Raw genomic sequence first — 22,669 nt, forward strand, 5'->3', positions numbered from 1 at the left:
CGAAAGATCCCAGTGAGTCATATCAGGTCACGATTATATATCTGCTGACTATTATTCCCCTGACCACTCCTCTAATAATTCCTCTCTTGAAGAATTTATCACTTTCAGATCCGTTTGATTAGATTCAATCCAAAGCATATGCCTCGAAAAATCATGTGCTTTAATATTATTATTATTTAACAGCTTTGTTTCCTTGTTTTTCTTTGCCTCATGAGATAAGTTAGATTGTTTGTTCGTCTTGATTTGCTCTTTTGCCAATTCAATGAGCTTATTGTCTCCAGTTTTAATCCATCTTTTGGGAAGTGTATTTTCCCATTCCTTATTTTCTCTCAAAATAATAGTAGATGATTCTCGACTCTCCAAACCTGAATTTTCAGCCCCTGATAGATTGAGACGAATTTCTACGTTATTGCTCCTTACAGTTTCAAAACCAGCCGAAGGCATCAGACCATTTACTGACTGACCAAGAACATTTTTATATTTAAGTTCGGCATCAACTCCATAAATATCTATATCTTGATCGATATCGTAGGCTCCATAATTGTGCCGCATATATGTTCCTGTTACCCATTGTTGCAATTCATGCTGGCTGAGCTTTTCAAAATCATTAATTATGGATTCTATAAATCTTGTAGATTCGTCAAACTCATATTGAGTAGGTTTAAATATATATTTACCTGACAGGCTAACTATTTTACCTATTCTGTAAATTGACTTAACCTCCTCTAACAATAATGAAGACTTATAGAAAAAACCATATCTTTCACCTTGCATACTTATCTTAGCACTTACTGGTATCTTGTTCTTATCTGAATAACGATAATCATCGAAAACCTTAGTATCGACACATGGTGTTGTTACCAACACTCGAATTTTTAGATCAGAATCCCAATCAAAACCATCAACAAGAAAACCTAAGAAATCTTTATTTGTTTTGGGTTGAAAATATTGAAGCGAATCCTTGGTAACCAATGATGAATTGAATGGAGATAACTTCTCCTGTTTGATCCAAAAGAAGACTTTCGCTGAATCAAAAATCTTTGGATACTTAATTTGACTTCCTTTGGTAGGATTCTTGTCCTTTAGAAAACCTTCCTCGTAAAATAAATGATCACCAACTACTGTCTTATTTTTAAGTTTATACTCCCTATCAGTACTTAAACTTAAGTTAAATTCGGATGCATCTTCCTCATCATCCCAAAAACTATCAGTTACGTCTCGATAGCAAACCAACTGATCAACGTCATCATTATTTGGAATTTCTAATCGGTATCTATAACTTATGGTAAAATCAACACCCGAGGAAGTATTTCCCCCTTTACCAAATAGGCTTTTTAATGTCGGATGATTGTACCAAGCAACTGGCCTTGTCCCCTGAACTTTATATGCGCCAAAGTAAAAACTAGGATAAATAATTGTGCCATACAATTTCTTATTGTCTTGAATTTCGAGTGATTCTCTCTCAAATTCTGTTAGCTCATTGACGAAAATCTCTCTCACATATTGTGTATTTTCAGAAGCATCAGTACCCCAAAATGCGCCACTATCCCACCAATTAAGCGCTGTTGCTTTCGCAGTTATCGGTAAGTGAATGATTTGTTCTTCGTCTAATGCTTCTTTTAATTTTTCATTTTTTTCATCAACAATTACCAAAATCCTGATATTATCATATGGTGATAGCTTAGATGATCTTTCAATTTGATAATGGTCGTGAAATTTCGTCCATTTTTCATCCCCAGGCTTTCTCGCAGAGATGATAACTTTTTTGAAAATATCATTCGTCAGATCTGTTGGTAATTTAACCGTAAACATATCAACTAAACTATCAACGGATTCACTACCAATGCAATGAACAGGGAAGTATTTATGATAGCTACTCGACAACTGTTTTACTTCATCAATCTTTGTCTCATCGCCAAAAATCCAATTTTCAAGAGAAGTGACGTAGTATCCTGCTTTAGCTATCAGTTCATCGTATGAATCGAATACCATTTCACCATCGTAATTTACAACATCCAGCCAATATTCGTCCAGGTTTAAACTTTCATCGAATATATTATCGATATCCCATTGATCGACAAGGATGAATTTATCAATGTAACCTTTTATATTGAATTTTTTCTCTATCAATTGCTTATTTTCTGGATTCAGGTGAATTTCCAGCTGGTATCTCTTGAGCAGCCTAACAAGTCCATTCAGTGCCAAAGCTCTCTTCAGATAACTCTTCAAGAAAGGAATATTCACTTCACCATATGCATTAGTCGCAATCATTTTTTTGGAAAGTGTTGCATCAACTTCACCAAGATTTTTAATTGCATTTTTAAAGGTATACTCATCCTTGAATAGCTTTTCATAGGCAAAATCTGCGACAGTTGAAACAAGTTGTCCAGCTGCGATCAAAACACCGGCGGTCGCCATTGCAACCGGAAATGCCGCTGAGAATGCAAGCATTGTTGCATCTACAGTACTACTCGTTGTTTCCCTTACAGAGTCATTGAGATCTAACTCTGATTTAATCATTTCCTTTCTTGATTTTTCTAATATAGATAATCCAACTCGACTGACCGGATAATCATAGATTGCATTAAAATTTATCTTTATCTCAACTCTTCTATTTCTCTTACGATTTTCTTCAGTGTCATTAGGAAATAAATTTTTTGATTCACCATATCCTTTTTCCCAAATAAATAATTCCCATATTCTTTTTTTATCATCTGGGATTGAATCAATAATTGCTTCTTTTACGGCACGAGCTCTCAGTGTCGATAGATTTAAGTTATAAGCTTCACTTCCTCTATCGCAGGTAAATCCAGCAATTTCAATCGGTATTGGATCAGGTAAATTTTCTATTAATCTCGCAAGATTTTCCAATCCTGTATTAACTTTCGGATCGATTGTATTTAAACTGGCCCTATCAAATTCAAACCAAGTACTTGCCAACTTAACTGATAAATCACCCAACACCTCATTCACTGAAATGAAATTTTCATCTCCACCGATTTGGCGCAATTGTGTGTGAATATCTTCTAAAATTTTTTGATTTTCTTTTACTTGTTCTGTATCCAGTAAAGCGATTGGCTTCGCTTGATTCACTGTCGGAGATTGTATCTTATTAATATAAAAACCTGATTTTAAATTAAATTCCTGGCCTTTAATGTCAGATTTTTCAAATTTCTCATATGTATCATGTAAGTTATAAACTGCCTGGCCAATTGTCATGATATCACCACCGACTTTCAGCGGTTTCGCTAACAAATCAGCATATGAATTCATTCCCTTTAAGAAATTCTGAAGCTTCTCCGGGACCGGAATAATGTTGATTTCATCCAGCCGATCACCAAATCGAGCTTTCAACCACTTTTGAACGCCTGGCCCTTCAGCAAAAGCTTCAGAAAATTTTCTTATTCTTGGATTAGCTGCAGTTTTCAAAGCATCACCAGAGGCTGCATCAATAAATGTGTTTATTGAATCACCAATCCCCGCAATTGCAAGTGCATTATTATAAAATTCATTATCTTTACCATCCACAACTTTTCCAATCAAACCTACTGTTGACAAAACAACTTTAGACTTGGCGTTCCAAGCAGATCCCGTTGTGAAACTTCCCACAACACTTTGAAAAACCCCTTTCGAGGTATTAAATATATTTTTTAAAAATTCTTGATAATTTTTACTTATTTCATTCTTGTTAATTCCCAACTTATCATCACTAACACTTAATTTTTTGATGAGTTCAGTGAAGTATTCCGGTGAATGATTTATCAGCGCTTCTTCAACACTGATTGGGTCACCATTTATCAGTGCACTTCTCCCTAATGCAGTTCTTATCGGCAGATCGAAAACTTTTTCTTTTAGAGAATAGCCTTTTCTCAGACTAACATCTAATCTCTGTAATTTATCCATTTTGAATTTTTCGAAACTGATATCAAACCTTGCGTAAGCACTTGATATCGAATCAATGTTTATTTCACTTTCAATCCAAAATGTTGCTGTAATATTACGTAGTACTTCACCATTAGATAGTTCGTGATCGATTGATTTAATTTCAGAAACGGCTTCTCCACTATCTGAGTCAACATCACCTGAAACTTTAATCGTTACAGGGATATCCTTCATTTTAACTCTGGCCCCAATAAAATTCTCATCAGAAAAAGTGAGCACAACAGTGTAAAATTGTGGCACTTCAATAATTCTTATTTTTTCATTCTCTAGTGAGTCATACCAAGAATTATAGGACTTGTGAATTTCATTGTCGGCATCTTCATATTTGTCAAGCAACTGATTTTTTGATGTACCGACATCGAGAAATTTTGTTTTTGTGCTAAAGGAATGTGTGTCATTCAATTTATTTAACACTTCTGTCAAGTCTTCCAGCCAGCTTTCCCCTTTATTAAGATTATATAAAGGAACTAATTGACTCGGAAACCACTTAATTTTTACCTTATAATCATTGCTATAATTTTTATCAGTCGTCGGTATGGATACAATTGATAACTCATCACTATCAAAACTCGCATTTAAGTATGATAATTTCCCAACCTCATCTGTCGATGCAATAGGGAATTTTGCGTTCACTGTTTGTACGCTATCGCCTTCTCCATTCACTTTTTCTTCTCTTAAAGTTTCAGAATCTGGTAATATTAAAGTTTCAAAAGGTAGCGGTTTGAATTTTGCGTTTGTACTTATTTCGCCCTTTCGATTATATAGACGCCCCATTAAATAAAAACCAGATTGTATCTTTTTTTCTATAGCCATTGACGAACCCTTTATTAATATAACAAATCAATCCAAGTATCTTCATACCTTTCTTTTGAAGGCAATTCAGGAAAATACTCTGCAATATCTAGGTCTCCAAATGATTTCTGAGCGCTTATCGGAAGATATAAATCATCATAAACTGTAAATTGATATTCATCACCAAAATCATAGTAATAGCTTATTTTAGACAATGGTGTATCTTCTGATTTGTCTACGATTCTATATATTTCCCCATCCTGTATCGCCCACTTACCTAATTCAATCACACGAAAACCTAAACTTTTTCCTACAATATTGTTCGGGTTATTTGATTCATACACATTATAATAAACCTTATTACTATCATAACTACAAGTAAAAAGGCTAGAATTCACACCAAATGTTCCACCATATTTACACTCATCAGAAAGATAATTGCCTCTTTCAGGTTTCTTGAATCCTGGCATGTCGTAAGTTATCTGTTCACCATTCCCTTGAATAGAATTTACAAAATCATTGTGCTTGTAAATATTTGAAATAGCTTTTGTTCCATCTTTCACTAAGAAAAACTTACTGTTAGCATCTTCAAATTCATGCCCATAAATATCTTTTATGTATTTTATTTCTTTCGATTCAAGTGTTAGATATGCTTTTCCATCACCGTCGTTTATGATTGCAAATTTTCCATCATTAATCCATGATTCGACATAACATCGGCCTGATGAAAAAATATGCCCTTTTCTTTTTTTTATATCATAGAGGGTACAACCATATCCTTTATCACTTGATGTCGAAATAATATACCTTCCATCGGGAGAGCGATTGGGACCTGTGAAATAACCCAAAGGTAAAATGTTCGCACCAAAATCCTCGCGTGTTGCAACGAGTTTGACATCTTTCCCATCGATTCCCATTGAGTAAAGGTCAAAATATGGAGCTCCATACTTTCTGGCCTTGAACAATACTCTTGGTATCTCATAATCTTCATCCCATTCCTCATATTCAATATCATCCGGGATACTTACATTTATTTTCCATCCAATAATGTCAGCTCTTGTTTTCCAACGCTCGATCTCAATGCCCCTAACAATTAAATCCAACTGCTCCTGATAAGCCTTATCATAAGCTATTTTCTCTGCAATCATTTTCCACGCTGGGTAGGCGATTGCACCGACGCAAAGCGCTCCAATACTATAAGCCAGCAGTTTTTTCTTCATGATGGATTCCTAAAAATTTGTTGCGTTCAGCCAAAGATTTCTGAGTTCTTCAATTTTCTTTGCTTCTTCGAAGGACTCTTCAACCATTTCAGCATGTTCAATTTCTTCACATTCGTCTTGATCGTTTGCCAGTTCTTCAAACGGAATGTCTGTAAAAATAAATTCAGCACCGTGTGGATCTTTGGGATTCGCAATAAATAACGTAAAACGCCCGTCTGTTGGTAAGCCCGTAAATAAAGCCTGACGCCAGCGAGAGTCTTCCCCATCACCGTTCGCTTCCATCAGAATTGATTGCTTCCATTCACTGTTTTCGTCTTTCAAAACCGCGTATATCGGCGGAATTTTACCGAAAACAGAAGAAGCCAGACCCACTTCAACTTTGACAAGAAAGCCGTCATTTTTACCATCCACATACACCACTGGCGTATTCGACTCAGCGTATTTGTCTTTCAACACACACTGTTCGGTGAGCCAGGACATATCGTCTTCGGTGACCTGATGCAGCTTGGCCGACTGAATGTCCGAGGTGTGCTCCTGCGGTTCGAAAGCTTTCCCCTGGGAGTAAATCGATAATTCATCCAATGGCGTGGCAGCAGCGCTCAGTTTTGCCGTATCACTTTCCAGCGCCTCAATTTGCGTGTAGGTTTTCTGATCGGGTGAGAACATCAGCTGAATACCGCTCTCCCCTGCCTGAACTTCACCCGCAACTTTGTAAGGCACCCAGAACTGAGGCAGGTCGAACCCGCTCGCCTCGCGATGTTCAATCACGGGCTGCGATTTCTGGCGCTCGTACTGATCTCTGACACGGTAATATTCCGTATCAATATCTTTGTAATAACCCGCTTCGGTGATCTGAAGTTCGCGCCACAGCCTCCCTTTCCAGAACACATACAAATAGCCGCCTTTCAGTTCAGCTGCTTTTTCTTTGTCTTTGCTCTCGTCCAGATAAGCCAGAGCGCGAACCGGAATCATCACCGTTTCCCACTCATCCATTTCCGTTTCGTTTTCTACCGGCATCAGATTTTCAGCCAGTAAAAAGGTCAGTGGATTTGGCAGCCCCTGCAATGGCACAACCAGATAAAGGTTCTTGGCTTCATTTTCCAAACCTTTAAATGTAGCCAGGGTACGATGTCCCGTTTTCATATCTGCAACGGCACGTGCAACCTTCTGTGCCTGCACATCGGTTTTCGCCAGTTGAAAATAGGCGCGGTTCGACCCCCACTGCCCGGCCAGTTCCACCACCAGCTTGTGGTCGGGAACAGGTTCGATGGGTTGGTTCACCACGTTGCGGGGCAGCGGGGTGGTGTCTTCAAGGGGCTGATAGTGTGCCTTGACGTATCTCACTTTTTCCATGGTTGTATTCTCATTTCTTATCGCACGGGCGAAGCTGATTCATGCGGGTTGAAGAGACGGGTCGCCAGAAAAGCAACAGCGGACTTCAGCATGAAGAAAACAAAGGGAAGCGCCTGAAGAAGGATCGTCAGACACAGATGATTCAGACGTGGGAAAAGCATGAAATGGAAAAATAAGTGATTCAGCACAGGTAAAGGGTACATCATGATGACGGTCTCCGAATCTGGGTCTGGCACCTGCTGGCTGAAAAGTGATGATTCAGGACAACAATGCATCTGCCGGGTTCTTTTTTTATTGTCAGTTCAGGGAATTAACAAAGAAGTACGGTCATCAAGACGTACAGCGAAAAACCCTAACAGATTGAATCACCTAATCAACTCATTTAATATCCTGCCGGTCTTCAATGCGTCAGCTTGAGACATTGAGCCAAAAAACAGGAATTCCTTTTCTCTCGCGTGGTTGCATCATGCCCCGGTCTCTGCCGAGGGCGCCGCTAACGTCAGCGTCAGCATGGCCCGGCTGTGATCGGCGCCGAACAGGAACGCACTGCGATTGCGCAGCACATTCGGGTAACGGGCGGCCAGCGCAAGCGTCGCGTATAACGATGCATGGCCGAGATAGCCCCACAGGCTATGGCTTTGGATCACCTGCTCCGGATTCAGTAACGCCTCCCCTTTCGCACCCACGGCAAAGCCATAGTCTTCCTGATGGGTTCGCAGGTTGGTCATGTCACTGAACAGCAGCCCCAGCTGGTCGACCGATCGGCTGTGGCGACGCAGTACCCGCGACATCAGATGGCGGCCCTCGTCCGGTTCGCAGCTCCAGCCGTCGAACGTTGCCAGCGGCTCTATTTTCATGGCTTCCACAAAACTGCGGCTGGCCATGATCACACCGGCACCGCCTTCACTGGCAATCACACCCCAGGGATGCTGGTTGGTCTGTAACTGATTGTCGGCTGCCAGCGCTTCCAGATCGGCAATGGGCGCATCGATGGACACCGCCAGTAAAATCTCTTCCTCCGCCAGTACATTCAGCACCTGAGTGAAATGCGCATGGGCCGCATCGTGGCTGAGCTTCACGCGACTGATGGTTTTGTGTGACGATTCCTGCGCGTGCATTGTCTGCAGCCACTCATCCAGTAACCGCTGGGTCACGACTTCTGGCATCCGCACGTAAAGCGGCACGGAAGACACTGTACCCGGTAAGCGGGCCGTCAGCTGCTCAACCAGCAGTGTCAGCAGTGCCAGTGCACGTTCAGCACCAACAGCGTCGCTTTCCAGATAGGTGACCGGTGCGACGGTGATCCGCGCTTCCTGATCGGCAAGCGTGGCGGTGTCGTACATGTCCAGATCCGATTCACCCACCGCGACTGAAACATCCAGATTGAATCCTGCCGCTGTGACTGCTTCAGCACACAGCAGATATTTCGCGCTTGATGCACTCATACGCTTGCCTGCTCCTCAGAAATCACGGTTTTCACCAGCGTTGCTTCCCGTCCCTGACAGGGAAACGCCGCCGACCAGGTTGCGGTCACGGTTAATGCATCGGCATCCACCGACAGGGTATGCAGCGCCATCTGCTTTTTCTCCTGGCCGTTGCCAAAATCGGCATGGGCTGAAAATGTCCGGCGCGGCACATTGAAATACAGGGTTTCTTCATGATTGAAGCCCGACAGAATCAGACGCTCGCCCCCCGCAAGTAAGCCCTTGGCTTGCTGATCTCTGGGGGCGGACTGGTAAAACGCCGGGTCGAAATCTAACGGATAGAGCGGGCGGCGCTCTTCCTGCCATTGCGCGTCAAAGGTGCCTGCCAGTGCGGCGCGCGGCACATCAAACACCGCGACCGGCCCGAAACTGGCCGGCTGCACCTTGGCACCTTCAATGCGCCAGTCCTGACCCGGATAAAACACCGAGGGCACGGGTTGAACCAGTAAATCCATCGGCTTTCCGGCAACACCGCATCCGACACGGTTCCGCTCATCCTCACCGCCCATGGCCTGCGCATAAGACACCGGCTGCTCGATAAATGGCGCAGGCACAGTCACCCCGACCTGACCGGCCTGCGTGATCCACTGACGCGGCCCCATCACCTGTAGCGTTTTATCGATATGTTCTTCAATCAGCAGACGGCAGTTCATCTGAGTGACGGGCTGCTTGCCGTAACTTCTGGCATGCCCCTGCACCAGCACATCGGTATTGGTTTTGGAGACCACAAAATCCTGATCTGCCAGCAGGGCAGAAAAACCCGCCTCACCGGCAAACACGGGGGTTGCGAAAATCTCCGGCTGCGTTTCGAGCGGTTGCCACTGGCCCCCCTTCTGCTGCCAGCCGGTTTTCAGACACACCACCCACACAGATTCGCCGTGCTGATCACGGACAAACTGGCCTTTCATGGCATAAGGAAGCGAAGATTCAACGTCCCACAGCTGCATCGTTTATCCTCTGGTTATACCGCTCTGCAGCAGTTGTGTGATGAGAAAGAGAGTGTATGGCCCGTCGCTGCCGTTCTGGCCAGCTCATGGGGTCGTAGGCGACATAGATCCCGCCGCACAGACAGAGCTCCCGCCAGACCCAGTGACGAAATTCAGCCGGCATCGACTGGCTGCGCAGCACATCGACGCTGCTGGCATAATCCAGCGGTTTTCCGAGCCGCATCATAGGCACCTGAACCGCTTCAGGTTCAAGGTTTTGCCACCATTGCATCAGTAAATCTGCAGCCTGCTTCGCGTCGTATTTCACGCCCAGATCCGCGACGCGGACCGGCACCTGCTCTCCCAGAATCAGCAAAATTGCATTCAGCCACTGTTCCTGCCGTCCTTCATCCTGAGCGCTGAAAAGTGCTTCAATCATCGGTTCCACTGCGAGCGGATCACCAGCCAGCGCGGCTTTCAGATAGGCTTTTTCGTCGTGCTGGAAGTCTGGCAGATCGAAAGATTCCGGTAACCGGTTCAGAATGCCGTACAAGGCCACATCCGGACGAAATTCGGCTTGCGGCATCATGTCCCGGCGCAGCCAGGCCACTTTGTCTTTGCGGATCAGCAAGTGGGTAAAGAGTGAATCGTCTGTTTTGCCGTGTTCCAGCACCCAGTTGATCCCGGCCTGATCCCCCATCCGGGCCAGTTGATACCGGGCCTGCACTGCGACTTTGTCTGCCCCTTCCCGGATACACTGCGACGCCAGAGACTCTGTCACTTCGCCCCGGTTAATCAGGGCTGTCATCGCAGTTCCAGCCAAAGGCAACGCACTGAGGGCTGCGGACGCAAGCATGTTGGACAGATGCGGTGCCGTGGCCAGCGAGACAGTGCGAAGCCACTTTTCGGCGGGCATTTTTTCGGTGAGTAATGGCGCCAAAGACGCGGCTTGCAGATCTCGCTGTGCCAGTTCTGCAGACGTCAGCAGCCAGAGCAACACCTGAGGTGCCTGATCCTGCATCCAGAACAGATAGCCGGGCTCAACCCGGTAAAATGAGAGCAGGACAGACAGATACCGGTTCAGTTTCCGGTGAAGCAGATGGTAATAATGGCTGCCCGCGTCCGGCAATCCGGCGTCCAGCGCACGATCCCGCTGTGCCAGCAGAAACTGGACCTCGCCAGCGACGGTATCAGTTTTTTCGCGGGCAAATCGCTGCATGCCCGCAGGCGTTGCCTGCGCCCGGACGATGCTGTCATTCACGCGCTGGGATAACGCTTGGAAATCCTCTTCCGTGAGCTTGGTCAAACCCGGGGCTTCCGGTTGAATCAGACTGTTTATCATCATTCGTATCCGTCAGTTAATCGCGATGATCGCACCCTGAATTTTCTGTGATTTCTCGGCCTGACTCGTGATGTATTTGGCTTCGGTGATGACCCGTTTCTGTGCTGCTTCGTAGCGGGTTTTCGCTTCCCCGCCCGACACCACCAGCTCATTTTCCGCTTCAATGCGAATGTTTTTGGCTTTCAGCACCAGTTCATCCCGCTGTTCAATCAACGAGAAGAAGATATCAGTCACGAGTGGCAGATTCGGATCCTGTCCGACAAACTCAATCCGGCACGACAACTGGTTTTGCAGCGCCAGTTCCAGCTCTGTGATGCTGAACTGGCGTCCGAGCCGCGCTGCCATACCGGATGGCATGTCACAACCATCGAAAATCACACGCACGCCATCATTTTCAATGGCAAGAATCTGACCAAAACGGGGATGCAAAGGCGCCGGGGATTCCCCGGCATCTGCTGTGATGGTCGTACTGAACTGTGTCTGATGTTTTTGCATTAGTTCACCGATACTTTTCCGCCCTGAACCACAACTTTGTCTGAACCATTAATCGAAATTGAGGTGCCTGTGATCTGAATCGAGCCATCACTATTCAGGACGATCTGAGACGATCCTGCTTTTAGCACGATCTTTTCTTTACTGATAATCTGCGTCGTACTTTTGGAATCAGACGTCACATTCCCGGTGACGGTCAGGGTGGAATTCCCTTCTACATTCAGGTTGTTGTCTTTATCAACCTGAGTCTGACGGGCACCGTGAATCGTGATGGTCTGGTTTTCCATCACTTCCAGTTCATCGTTTTTGCCGATTTCAGTGGTGCGGTTCTGGTTGATCTTCAGATCCGAGTTCTTCACCACGGTGACGGCTTCATTACTGTTGTAATTCACCGTGACATCGCCATCGACCGTTTCCGTGAAGGTGCCTTTGACTTCTGTGGTTTTGTTTCCTTTGATGGTTTCCAGCTGATTCTGACCAATCTCGTTGGTTTTATGACGCGCAACCGTCAGGGTGTCATCGTTACCGATCTGTTCGAACCGGTCGTTGAGCACTTTCACCGACATATCTTTCTGCGCGCGCAGATACAGCTCTTCCTGATTGGTTTCATCATCCAGGCTGATTTCGTTGTAACCCTCGCCTTTGTGGGTTTTCGAACGAATCGTGGTGCGGGTTTTCTTCAGCGGCAGATCGTACGGCGGACGATGCAGACCGTGATACACCGACCCCGTCACCAGCGGCTGATCCGGGTCCCCTTCCAGGAAGGTGACGACGACTTCATGCCCGATGCGCGGCAGGAAAACGGAGCCCCAGTTTGGCCCGGCCAGCGTCTGACTGACACGTACCCAACATGTAGAGTGCTCATCCATCCCGCCCAGGCGGTCCCAGTGGAACTGGACTTTGACCCGGCCCAGATTGTCGGTGTAGATCTCTTCATTCGCTGGCCCCACCACCACAGCCGTTTGCGGCCCTTCGACCACAGGCGCTTTCTGCGCGGGAGCCCGGTAAGTCATGTCGGCCGGGAAGGCGATGAATTCATTGTGATAGGTTGTTGGCTCGCCGCTGCGTTCTTCGGCATGCACCTGCGGATCACGCCCGTAGTGCTTCACTTGCAGCAAGATAAAATCACGGTTCAGCGACTGGCGCGGGTGGCTTTCCATCACAAAGCTGTAGCCGGGGATGAAGCGCATCACACAGCCCACAGCGTTCAGCTCGGTGCCGGACACTTTGTGAGCCGACAGACGATAATCGGCCTGCTGCTTGCCATGAGGCTGCTGCTGATAACGACCCGGATAGCGGTACACGGCCAGATCGGTGTAGGCTTCGGCTTCATCCGATTCCGGTACATCGGCCATCAGACGCGTTTTCGGCGTGAGGTAGTTATAATCGGTTTGCGACACCGCACCGGTATGAACGCGCGTGGCAAAATCAGCATCAAAAATGTGTTCACGGTCCGGCACACCGCCGGCATCACCGTGGTACAGAATCGCATGTTCACTGGCATCGGGCACCAGCGTCGCGTTTTCCGGTGTGCTGACCAGCTCGCTGATGAGCTCATTCTTGTCCACAATCACCAGCTCATGACCGGTTTCGCTGTGGTCAAAGAAATACCAGAGCCCGTGCTGCGCCATCAGACGATGGATAAATTCTAAATCCGTTTCACGGTATTGCAGGATGTATTCCTGTTTTTCACCGGCATCCGCCAGCATACGAAACGCCGTGACATTCGCTTCTTCCAGCACCGACTCAATGATCTCATTGATGGTCAGGTCCTGAAAAATCCGGCAGTCCTCGCGCTGGGTCAGGAACCATAAATCCGGCACCAGCACCAGTTCATACCGGCTGAACTGACGGCCACTGCCTTTAAAACTGACTTCTTTCACGATCCCGTGGAAATAACGGGAGACATCACTCCCCTGGCCGAACAGCTTCAGCACGCCGGCTTTACGGACCAGTTCATCCAATGCAATATCTGCATCACGTGAAAGCAATGACACTTTCACTTCGAATGGCTGAAACAGACGTTCTTCCACTTCAAAGCTTTCAACACGAAATTCGTGATCTGTTTCTTCAATTGAAAACGAAAATTGAACCTGATTACTCATTACTTTTACCTGATGCAGCTAAAACAAAGGGGCCAAGTGCGGCCCCATTTACGCTTCGCGACCTTAAGCTTCGCGAGGTGCGCGCCAGTCGTCGTTACCCGCAGTACCACAAACTTCGTGGGTCACTTCAATTGCGCGGTAAGTGAACTTCAGCACTTCTTCAACAACGCGGTCAGATGTTGCTGCATCCTGGCAGTGCGCCATGCGCGTCTGAACATCCACCAGCAGCGCATCAATCAGTTTGATGGTGTAGTAATGCTCTTGCTTGCCTTGCGTGGAAGTGCGGTAGAAGTTGATATAAGCTTCTGGCAGTTTCTCGCCGCTCACCAGGGCATTGAACAGCAGCGGAGACGTGCGGTCTTGTTGCTTCGTAACGATAATTGGACGGTGAACACGCTGACCGGTTGGCTGGCCGCTTTGCGGGTCACGAGGGACAGTCAGCACGTGATCCAGTTCCTGAACCAGGAATTCGTCAACGTGTGCTTCCTGCCAGGTGTTCCCTACAGAATCGGCAGTGTATGCATCTTTCGTAATGTGGCCCTGAGTTTCACCGTGAATCGACATATAAGCTGGAGTTGGCATATCGCTTTTCCTTTCCGTATTAAATTCAGTTGTTTTGATTCGTTTTAGCTTATCGCTAATCATTGCGATGCTGAGTATATTGCAACCACTATGCCAACTTTTATTATCGTTCAATATCAACAACTTAGAGCAATTGATATCTTTATCACTCCTTGAGTCCTTCCAATTTCTTAGAAAATTTTCTCATTTTTTAGAAAGCACGCTGATTTTTCATCAATCGCTTTTTACTCTCGGATAAAAGAATCAGGTCAGGGGCTGAACACCGTTTGATTAACGTCATTTGCGCGAGGCTCCGGCGCATGCATGTCACTGGGTTCCCGCCTGCGCGGGAACGACGAACTTCATACAGTTCATACGATTACCGTCATTCCCAATCCTCCCCCCAATTATTCCCGATTCTCTCCCCAATTATTCCCGATTCTCCCCCCGTCATTCCCAATTCTCCCCCGTCATTCCCGCGAAGGCGGGAATCCATAGAGCACCGGGTTAAAAGCACACGAAAATCATCATGGAACAGATCAGATCACAGCAAGGTTCAGGCCAATCTATCGAATCGTTCACAGCACCCAGACGAACCTCCGGCGCATCAACGTCACTGGGTTCCCGCCTGCGCGGGAACGACGAACTTCATACAGTTCATACGATTACCGTCATTCCCAATTCTCTCCCCAATTATTCCCGATTCTCCCCCCGTCATTCCCAATTCTCCCCCCGTCATTCCCGCGAAGGCGGGAATCCATAGATCGCCGGGCTACAAACACACAAAAATCTTCATTGAACAGATAAAACCTCAGCGAACTTCAGTCCTTCTATCGAATCGTTCACAGCACCCAGACGAACCTCCGGCGCATCAACGTCACTGGGTTCCCGCCTGCGCGGGAACGACAAACAAAATCACCAAATTCATTTCATTGCGCACTTGGTTCAAGAAATACGGGTTGTATTTATGATTGACCCTGCTTTTCAGTGTTTTTGTTTTAGGCATTTCGTTACACTAAGGCACTAAAAATAAAGGATGTCCGCATGAAATTTTACAGGCTAGGACTTGCATGTACGCTGCCATTATTAGCGGCCTGCAATGACAACAATTCACCCATCAAAATCACCAGCGAGACGGTATCGCAGCAGCGACTTGATACCATTGTCGCCAATATCGAAAAGCGTTACCCCGAGGCAACCCAAGAACAAAAACAAAACGCCGCTGAAGTGGTGGTTCGCGCGATTGAGAATTTGGTGTTTGTTGAAGGCGGCAGCTTTGAGATGGGGGATTTTCGTGCCCCTTGTGAAATTCCTAGTCGAACTGAGAATCGCATGGACTGGACGCCCGAAGCCAGTTGCTTAAGTTCTCCGGGTAGTGCCTTTGACGGTTCAAAACACCTCCATCTGGTCACATTGGATTCCTACTCGATCTCAAAATTTGAAACCAGCTTTATGGATATGGAGTGGATGCGACAGATTAATGGGTTACCGGTTGCAAGAAATAAACTAAATGGTTACATGCCCATATCCGGTAAATACCTGAGTCGCTCTGACGAGGAATATGAAAAGCTGATCAATTATCATACAGAACACACTGTCGCGACAGGGACAAAGGCTTGGCAGGAAGCGAAAGACTATTGCCAGTGGCTGGGGGAAATTTCAGTCCTTCCCTTTGACTTGCCAACCGAGGCGCAGTGGGAGTTTGCTGCTCGTAGTCGAGGTCAGCATAAATATTACGCAACGAATAATGGTTACAGACTACTTTCAGAAAGTAAATATTTTGACCCTGAACTGAATAGATATATTGAAGTATCAGATTTAGACGTTAACAGTAGCACTGCGCCTGAAAAAAACTTAGGTAAATTCCCCCCTAACCCGCTGGGAATATATGGTATGAGCAACAACAGACCCGAGTGGGTCAATGACTGGTATGACAAAGATTACTACTTACAATCACCCGTTAATAATCCTCAGGGTCCCGATTCTGGTGAGGACAAAGTAATGCGTGATGGCTTTACCTTCGGACGAATTGATAAATCCCCCAATCAAGACTTTTACGTTTTAGCAGATACTTTTCGATGTGTTGTCAAAAAAACTGATGAATAAACGGATAAAAACATGGCCCTCTTGGGCCATAATTTTTACGCATACTGACTTGATTGACTCCGGTTATCAAGCATAGCTACTTGTTGCTCTACTTCTGAGCGCTTCTGATGAAAAGCCTGACCTTGCCGAGGGGGGAATGGCGTTTTGTCCATGTCTGCAACGTTGTTGGTTTCCATCAGCGTCATCACCCATTCATTGAACGCCGATTGCTGGCTGCCATCTAGAATGGCGTTAATCCGTTTCAGGTTATGGAACATCACCTTGTCACCCGATTGTTTTTTGCCTTCTGAATTCATGCGTTGCAGAATTTCTTCAAACTTATGCCAACTATACGTACTCTCGTGAAGCAGTTTATAAATCGCAGTTTCCTGTAATTCTTCATAATTAAATAGAAAGGTTCGAACCAAAGTATCGAGCATCATGCCAATTGCTTCGGGCAAGAGCTGGTTAAATGGAACGCCACTACGGACTGAATCATCAAGAATTCGCAATGCTAAAGTTTTCGCTTCTTCTTCCAAATAAGTAGATTCTTCTCGTAACAATCTTATTTGTGTAATCTTCTCGTTACCCAGTGATACCACCTGTTTCAAAGCTCCGACAGGGGAAGTGATCGCTGCTGATAAAGCAAACGCATAATACGTTGCCTCAACTAAATAATCATAAGCTGCTTCATTAATATTCTTCAGAACACGATAATCAACATATTGCAAGCCTTCCCAAATCACCTTCGCCAGATCCCAGAGCTTCCGGGCATCAATCGTGACCGAGACTCCACCGCCAGCGCCCACACCCCACACGAGTTTGGCGGAAACTTTCAGGAAAAATTTGCCTCTATCCAGATAAAGTGCGAATTCTGCAGTATAACCACCGCCAATGGCCACATTACCTTCGGTTTTAATTCCAGCCAGAACCGAAAATTTTTCGCCATTTTCTTTTTTTGGGGATTGCCATTCGATATCTCCGGCAAACTCACCACTGAACTGAGCACCGGCAAAGACATCGGCTTTGACACCGATTTGTCCGCCTTCTGTCGTCCCCATTTCCACCCGGCGACTGAACATCACGCCTAAGCCACTTCCGTTTGATCGATGTCGTTTGGCGTTTGGATCAATCATCACGCCAATATCATCATCGGCTGTTGGCCTACCATTGCCGATACCTGCCCCGACCTGAGCCGAAGTGCCTAAGAAGCATCCCACCTTTAACCTAACATTCACCCGAAAACAACCAAATGAGTAAATTGCTGGCTGTTTGTTCTTATCCATATAATGAAGTTGTACTGCTGTGCCTGCATCACTGGGTAAATAAAGGTTAGAGGTAACCGCAGCCTCTGCGACAGAAAATGCCGCCGAGGCACTGATACCCAAATCTATTTTTCCTTGTGCATTGCCATTTTCATCTTTTTTCAATGGATTCAGATTGGCATCCAAAGACGCCTGCATTCCCCAGCGCCCCAGTTGGGCCTCAGGCGTGACTGCAAACCATGTATTGCCCTCTTCATTGTGAATCGCATGCGTAGATTTCCATTCAGCGATTTTGTTACCCGGTGCGACCCACTCATTGAGTTTAATACCGATACTTTCCCCTAAGCGAGTCCGGTTTTCTTTATTTTTAAAATCACGTTGAATGGCCTTCCCCAACGCCTTGAAATCTCCTTTTTCAAATGCATTTGCGAAAGAAGTGCCTCCGAATGGCATCCAACTGAGCTTGGTTTTGTAGACACGCTCTACGAACTCCCCTCTAAGATAAAAAGTCCCGTCACGCGCCACTGAATAGACTTCTCGCACAGAATGACGAATAGGAGGCTCACCTAATTGGTGAAAGGCATCCAGTCTCCCTTCTTTCTTGACCGACATCGCTTGAAGATTCGCTTTTTTTGCGCCATGCTTCGTTTTCTGATTATCCTGAGCTTTTCCTGCTAAGGCCTCCCACTTCGTAAGCTCGGCTTTGATTTTTGAAGAAAGCTGTTCTTTCATTGACTCTGTCGAGCTTTCGTTTGAAATCCAGTTCCCATAATTTTCGATATATTTGAGGCGAGCTTTGAGTTCGGTCACTTTGGCTTGGGCAAGTTTAGTGTTCTCAGCATCTCGCTCTTTTTGTGCTTTTTCCTGACGTTTCCTTTCCGCTCTCACAGCAGCCTTATTTTTTGTGCTGGGTATCGGTAGCAGACCTGCATAAGCGAGATCCTGGCATAACGCTTCACGCTTAAGAACGTGCGCCTCGAGTTCGGCTTTTGTTGCAGTGGTTGGCGGCGCACTGTTCACCACATCCATATAACATTGAAAAAGCGTTTGAGTTTGTTCGATTTCCTGTTCTAGTTCTTTAACAGCTTTTTTATCAAGAACATAGAATTGATGCACCGGATCACCTGTTAAGAACACAATGTCTTCAACTTCTTTCGGTTGACACAGAGGCTCCCTTTCAAGGGTGCATGTTTCTGCCGGAGGGGACACAGAAGCCACCGGCTCAACCGGAAATGTGGGTTCTACAGGTCCAGATACCGGGGGCTCAGGCAGCTTTATGGTGTCACCTGCGCGGATAAAATCAGGATTCGGCTGGTATTGAGGATTTAGCTGCAATAGAGAATTAAAATCAATCTGGTGCTCAATGGCAATTTCAAGCAGCGTATCACCGGGCTGCACAGTATATGTCGCTGTCATGATGGTTGATTCCGTGACCATTGTTGAAGGATGGTTTGCATCGTGTTTCGCTGGGATTCAGACAGAGCCCAGCGCACCACCTCTGACGTGGAGGAAGACGAAGACAATTTGATTATCGGCGCGCTGAGCCAGCTTTTATCGAACCACTGAATTTGCGACAACAGAGGGAAGAACTGATGTCGTTGTGTGTCTTGCATTGAACCAAGCAAAGGAACTAATGCTCTGGGGTCATAAAAGCGAAATATCACTTCTGCGTTGCCTTTCTCCACGATGATTCGTTGTCGTAAAGTCTGCATAAGATCACTCGTTTCAACGGTGTCCGGTGCGATAAGCAAACAACCGCATGGCGCGGCAATCATCGCTTCACGACAAAGTTGAATGGCCGGTTCACTGCGACGCAATGAGATCAGCATCGGACTGTATTCCAATTGAGCAAGCCGAGTTTGTGAAAATAACTTTTGAGCATCAAGCGAATCCAACACACGGCTGAGCTGTGCCTCCCAGTCTGGCCATAACAAGGGCTCAAACAGCACATAGGCGTTTTGATCTGAAGCGGGCAACATGGGGTTGGCTTGCTGAATCTGCCATTCCTGCTTTAACGGTGCAATTGACATGTTTTCCCTCTTCCGCATTCACACAGTTCCATCATCAGTACGCCCTCTTCGATCATGCTCTGAAAGACAGCAGACGTGATTACAGGTGGCTTTAATCGTGAAATCGATAGTCCAATCGGACTCAGAGCGCTCACGCCTTGATTGCTGCCAGCAGCGGCGCCAGGATTCAGGTCGACCTTGCCCCCTTTCAGGGCCACGTCACTCACGCCATTGAGCGTAATCGCCGTGCCGTAGAATTCGATTGCCCCGCTGCTTTTGAGCACCAATCCGGCAGCACCGACTTCCACTCGGATTTCATCAGCAGAAACAACCGCAGCTTCACCTTCTGCACGGATTGAAGTATCACCTTGGGTTTCAATATGAAAGCCGCCACCAACCGTCAATTGATCGTTACCTCCGACTGAAGTGGATCGGGACGCGAGGATCACCGTGGTCAGATCCGCACCAATCTCCAGTGTGTCGCTTTGACCCAGTTGAACCCGCCGGTGTGCTTCCAACTGACGGTGCTGGTTACCAGCAACATTGACGACTTCATTGGCCTGATGATTCACCGTGACATCCTGATCGACCTGTTCGATCAATGTCTGCTCATTGAGTGACGTTTTATTCCCGTGAATCAGTTCTTTCCGATCGCCCTGAACTGCAATCTCACGATGCTGTACAACCTTCAACTCGTCATCCTGTCCGATATGGCTGAAACGGTCATGCAACACCAGTGTGTTCATATCTTTCTGCGCGCGCAGATACAGCTCTTCCTGATTGGTTTCATCATCCAGGCTGATTTCGTTGTAACCCTCGCCTTTGTGGGTTTTCGAACGAATCGTGGTGCGGGTTTTCTTCAGCGGCAGATCGTACGGCGGACGATGCAGGCCGTGATACACCGACCCCGTCACCAGCGGCTGATCCGGGTCCCCTTCCAGAAAAGTGACGACGACTTCATGACCGATGCGCGGCAGGAAAACGGCCCCCCAGCTTGGCCCGGCCAGGGTCTGACTGACACGTACCCAGCACGTAGAGTGCTCATCCATCCCGCCCAGGCGGTCCCAGTGGAACTGCACTTTGACCCGGCCCAGATTATCGGTGTAGATCTCTTCAGTCTCAGGCCCCACCACCACAGCAGTTTGCGGCCCTTCGACCACAGGCGCTTTTTGCGCAGGAGCCCGGTAAGTCAGGTCGGCCGGGAAGGCGATGAATTCATTGTGATAGGTCGTTGGCTCGCCGCTGCGTTCTTCGGCATGCACCTGCGGATCACGCCCGTAGTGCTTCACTTGCAGCAAGATAAAATCACGGTTCAGCGACTGGCGCGGGTGACTTTCCATCACAAAGCTGTAGCCGGGGATGAAGCGCATCACACAGCCCACCGCCTTCAGCTCGGTGCCGGACACTTTGTGAGCCGAGAGACGATAATCGGCCTGCTGCATCCCCTGTGGCTGCTGATGATAACGGCCCGGATACTGGTATACCGCTAAATCTATATAGGAATTTTCAGCTTCGAAATCAGCAGCGCTGGCCATCAGGCTGGTATGGGGTGTGAGGTGATGATAGTCGGTTTGCGACACCGCACCGGTATGAACGCGCGTGGCAAAATCAGCCTCAAAGATGTGTTCGCGGTCCGGCACACCGCCGGCATCACCGTGGTACAGAATCGCATGTTCACTGGTATCGGGCACCAGCGTCGCGTTTTCCGGTGTGCTGACCAGCTCGCTGATAAGCTCATTCTTGTCCACAATCACCAGCTCATGGCCGGTTTCGCTGTGGTCAAAGAAATACCAGAGCCCGTGCTGCGCCATCAGACGATGGATAAATTCTAAATCCGTTTCACGGTATTGCAGAATGTATTCCTGCTTTTCACCGGCATCCGCCAGCATACGAAACGCCGTGACATTGGCTTCTGCGAGTACCGACTCAATGATCTCATTGAGGGTCAGATCCTGAAAAATCCGGCAGTCCTCGCGCTGGGTCAGGAACCATAAATCCGGCACCAGCACCAGTTCATAACGGTTGAACTGACGGCCACTGCCTTTAAACCTGGCTTCTTTCACGATCCCGTGGAAATAACGGGAGACATCCCGCCCCTGACCGAGCAGCTTCAGCACGCCGGCTTTACGGACCAGATCATCCAATGCAATATCTGCATCACGTGAAAGCAATGACACTTTCACTTCGAATGGCTGAAACAGACGTTCTTCCACTTCAAAGCTTTCAACGCGGAAATCATGATCGGTTTCTTCGATTGAAAAGGAAAATTGAACCTGATGACTCATTACTTTTACCTGATGCAAAGATGACGAAGGGGCCAACTTTGGCCCCTTTCTATTTTTGGTTTACCGAATTATGCTTCGCGTGGTGCGCGCCAGTCGTCGTTACCCGCAGTACCACAAACTTCGTGGGTCACTTCAATTGCGCGGTAAGTGAACTTCAGCACTTCTTCAACAACGCGGTCAGATGTTGCTGCGTCCTGGCAGTGCGCCATACGCGTCTGAACATCCACCAGCAGCGCATCAATCAGTTTGATGGTGTAGTAATGCTCTTGCTTGCCTTGCGTGGAAGTGCGGTAGAAGTTGATGTAAGCTTCTGGCAGTTTCTCGCCGCTCACCAGGGCATTGAACAGCAGCGGAGACGTACGGTCTTGCTGCTTGGTGACGATGACCGGACGGTGAACACGCTGACCGGTTGGCTGGCCACTTTGCGGGTCACGAGGGACAGTCAGCACGTGATCCAGTTCCTGAACCAGGAATTCGTCAACGTGTGCTTCCTGCCAGGTGTTCCCCACAGAATCGGCAGTGTATGCATCTTTCGTAATGTGGCCCTGAGTTTCACCGTGAATTGACATATAAGCTGGAGTTGGCATATCGCTTTTCCTTATTCGTAATAAATTCAGTTATTTTGATGCGTCAGCGCAAATCGCGCTTCATCGTTGTGATGGTGAATACATTGCAACGACCATGCCAACTTTTAATATCGTTAAAAATCAACAGCTTAAATCTATTGATGGAAATAAGATTAAACCTGCCTTTCTCATTTTTCAGAAAATAATCTCATTTTTTAGAAAATCTTTATCAAAATTCAGAT

Annotated in this window: 15 protein-coding genes; 2 read left to right on the forward strand and 13 right to left on the reverse strand. The window is 46.8% G+C overall.

What is annotated here, in order from left to right:
* Nucleotides 1–51: 51 nt before the first annotated feature.
* From Q4579_RS07520 to Q4579_RS07530, 3 genes are read right to left on the reverse strand one after another with little or no spacing between them, the layout of a single operon-like run.
* The gene (locus Q4579_RS07520; protein ID WP_303562938.1) at nt 52–4,755 is read right to left on the reverse strand and encodes an OmpA family protein; all 4,704 of its coding nucleotides are present in this window, start codon (nt 4,753–4,755) and stop codon (nt 52–54) included.
* A 14-nt stretch (nt 4,756–4,769) separates the two neighbouring features.
* Entirely contained in the window at nt 4,770–5,954 is a 1,185-nt protein-coding gene (locus tag Q4579_RS07525) for a hypothetical protein (RefSeq protein WP_303562939.1), read from the reverse strand.
* A gap of 9 nt (nt 5,955–5,963) precedes the next feature.
* The gene (locus tag Q4579_RS07530) at nt 5,964–7,307 is read right to left on the reverse strand and encodes a hypothetical protein (RefSeq protein ID WP_303562940.1); all 1,344 of its coding nucleotides are present in this window, start codon (nt 7,305–7,307) and stop codon (nt 5,964–5,966) included.
* Nucleotides 7,308–7,348: 41 nt separating this feature from the next.
* Between Q4579_RS07530 and Q4579_RS07535 the strand changes: the two genes are divergently transcribed.
* On the forward strand, nt 7,349–7,483 hold the full coding sequence (locus Q4579_RS07535) for a hypothetical protein (protein ID WP_303562941.1): 135 nt from the start codon (nt 7,349–7,351) through the stop codon (nt 7,481–7,483).
* A gap of 288 nt (nt 7,484–7,771) precedes the next feature.
* On the opposite strand, the gene Q4579_RS07540 is transcribed toward Q4579_RS07535, so the two are convergent.
* The 6 genes from Q4579_RS07540 to Q4579_RS07565 all read right to left on the reverse strand — a co-directional run bounded on the left by Q4579_RS07540 (nt 7,772) and on the right by Q4579_RS07565 (nt 14,238).
* The gene (locus tag Q4579_RS07540; protein ID WP_303562942.1) at nt 7,772–8,752 is read right to left on the reverse strand and encodes a hypothetical protein; all 981 of its coding nucleotides are present in this window, start codon (nt 8,750–8,752) and stop codon (nt 7,772–7,774) included.
* Entirely contained in the window at nt 8,749–9,738 is a 990-nt protein-coding gene (locus Q4579_RS07545; protein ID WP_303562943.1) for a DUF2169 domain-containing protein, read from the reverse strand. The genes Q4579_RS07540 and Q4579_RS07545 overlap by 4 nt, the downstream gene beginning before the upstream one ends.
* A complete protein-coding gene (locus Q4579_RS07550) occupies nt 9,719–11,059 on the reverse strand; it encodes a hypothetical protein (protein ID WP_303562944.1) in 1,341 nt (446 codons plus the stop codon). The genes Q4579_RS07545 and Q4579_RS07550 overlap by 20 nt, the downstream gene beginning before the upstream one ends.
* A 12-nt stretch (nt 11,060–11,071) precedes the next feature.
* A complete protein-coding gene (locus Q4579_RS07555) occupies nt 11,072–11,554 on the reverse strand; it encodes a hypothetical protein (protein WP_303562945.1) in 483 nt (160 codons plus the stop codon).
* On the reverse strand, nt 11,554–13,656 hold the full coding sequence (locus Q4579_RS07560) for a type VI secretion system Vgr family protein (RefSeq protein ID WP_303562946.1): 2,103 nt from the start codon (nt 13,654–13,656) through the stop codon (nt 11,554–11,556). The genes Q4579_RS07555 and Q4579_RS07560 overlap by 1 nt, the downstream gene beginning before the upstream one ends.
* A gap of 63 nt (nt 13,657–13,719) precedes the next feature.
* Nucleotides 13,720–14,238 carry an Hcp family type VI secretion system effector gene (locus Q4579_RS07565; RefSeq protein WP_303562947.1) on the reverse strand — a complete coding sequence of 173 codons (519 nt, stop codon included), beginning with the start codon at nt 14,236–14,238 and terminating at the stop codon, nt 13,720–13,722.
* 1,023 nt (nt 14,239–15,261) lie between these two features.
* Between Q4579_RS07565 and Q4579_RS07570 the strand changes: the two genes are divergently transcribed.
* Nucleotides 15,262–16,323 carry an SUMF1/EgtB/PvdO family nonheme iron enzyme gene (locus tag Q4579_RS07570; RefSeq protein ID WP_303562949.1) on the forward strand — a complete coding sequence of 354 codons (1,062 nt, stop codon included), beginning with the start codon at nt 15,262–15,264 and terminating at the stop codon, nt 16,321–16,323.
* Nucleotides 16,324–16,358: 35 nt separating this feature from the next.
* On the opposite strand, the gene Q4579_RS07575 is transcribed toward Q4579_RS07570, so the two are convergent.
* The 4 genes from Q4579_RS07575 to Q4579_RS07590 all read right to left on the reverse strand — a co-directional run bounded on the left by Q4579_RS07575 (nt 16,359) and on the right by Q4579_RS07590 (nt 22,448).
* Nucleotides 16,359–18,983, reverse strand: a complete 2,625-nt coding sequence (locus Q4579_RS07575; RefSeq protein ID WP_303562951.1) for a LysM domain-containing protein — start codon at nt 18,981–18,983, stop codon at nt 16,359–16,361.
* Nucleotides 18,980–19,597 (reverse strand): DUF4123 domain-containing protein, encoded by a 618-nt coding sequence (locus Q4579_RS07580; RefSeq protein WP_303562953.1) that lies wholly within the window; start codon nt 19,595–19,597, stop codon nt 18,980–18,982. Before Q4579_RS07580 ends, Q4579_RS07575 begins: the two co-directional genes overlap by 4 nt.
* Nucleotides 19,579–21,861: a type VI secretion system Vgr family protein gene (locus tag Q4579_RS07585; protein ID WP_303562955.1), complete on the reverse strand. Its 2,283-nt coding sequence runs from the start codon at nt 21,859–21,861 to the stop codon at nt 19,579–19,581. Before Q4579_RS07585 ends, Q4579_RS07580 begins: the two co-directional genes overlap by 19 nt.
* A gap of 68 nt (nt 21,862–21,929) precedes the next feature.
* Complete coding sequence (locus Q4579_RS07590; RefSeq protein WP_211650716.1) at nt 21,930–22,448, reverse strand: Hcp family type VI secretion system effector; 519 nt, start codon at nt 22,446–22,448, stop codon at nt 21,930–21,932.
* Between the last annotated feature and the right edge of the window lie 221 nt (nt 22,449–22,669).

Source organism: Photobacterium sp. 1_MG-2023, assembly GCF_030547945.1.
Taxonomy (GTDB): domain Bacteria; phylum Pseudomonadota; class Gammaproteobacteria; order Enterobacterales; family Vibrionaceae; genus Photobacterium.

Excerpts from the sequence above, each read along its gene's own strand:
- Q4579_RS07560 (WP_303562946.1), bottom strand. The coding sequence starts at position 13,656 with ATGAGTAATCAGGTTCAATTTTCGTTTTCAATTGAAGAAACAGATCAC.
- Q4579_RS07550 (WP_303562944.1), bottom strand. The coding sequence starts at position 11,059 with ATGATAAACAGTCTGATTCAACCGGAAGCCCCGGGTTTGACCAAGCTC.
- Q4579_RS07520 (WP_303562938.1), bottom strand. The coding sequence starts at position 4,755 with ATGGCTATAGAAAAAAAGATACAATCTGGTTTTTATTTAATGGGGCGT.
- Q4579_RS07535 (WP_303562941.1), top strand. The coding sequence starts at position 7,349 with ATGCGGGTTGAAGAGACGGGTCGCCAGAAAAGCAACAGCGGACTTCAG.
- Q4579_RS07525 (WP_303562939.1), bottom strand. The coding sequence starts at position 5,954 with ATGAAGAAAAAACTGCTGGCTTATAGTATTGGAGCGCTTTGCGTCGGT.
- Q4579_RS07545 (WP_303562943.1), bottom strand. The coding sequence starts at position 9,738 with ATGCAGCTGTGGGACGTTGAATCTTCGCTTCCTTATGCCATGAAAGGC.
- Q4579_RS07590 (WP_211650716.1), bottom strand. The coding sequence starts at position 22,448 with ATGCCAACTCCAGCTTATATGTCAATTCACGGTGAAACTCAGGGCCAC.
- Q4579_RS07565 (WP_303562947.1), bottom strand. The coding sequence starts at position 14,238 with ATGCCAACTCCAGCTTATATGTCGATTCACGGTGAAACTCAGGGCCAC.
- Q4579_RS07540 (WP_303562942.1), bottom strand. The coding sequence starts at position 8,752 with ATGAGTGCATCAAGCGCGAAATATCTGCTGTGTGCTGAAGCAGTCACA.
- Q4579_RS07580 (WP_303562953.1), bottom strand. The coding sequence starts at position 19,597 with ATGTCAATTGCACCGTTAAAGCAGGAATGGCAGATTCAGCAAGCCAAC.
- Q4579_RS07555 (WP_303562945.1), bottom strand. The coding sequence starts at position 11,554 with ATGCAAAAACATCAGACACAGTTCAGTACGACCATCACAGCAGATGCC.
- Q4579_RS07575 (WP_303562951.1), bottom strand. The coding sequence starts at position 18,983 with ATGACAGCGACATATACTGTGCAGCCCGGTGATACGCTGCTTGAAATT.
- Q4579_RS07585 (WP_303562955.1), bottom strand. The coding sequence starts at position 21,861 with ATGAGTCATCAGGTTCAATTTTCCTTTTCAATCGAAGAAACCGATCAT.
- Q4579_RS07530 (WP_303562940.1), bottom strand. The coding sequence starts at position 7,307 with ATGGAAAAAGTGAGATACGTCAAGGCACACTATCAGCCCCTTGAAGAC.
- Q4579_RS07570 (WP_303562949.1), top strand. The coding sequence starts at position 15,262 with ATGAAATTTTACAGGCTAGGACTTGCATGTACGCTGCCATTATTAGCG.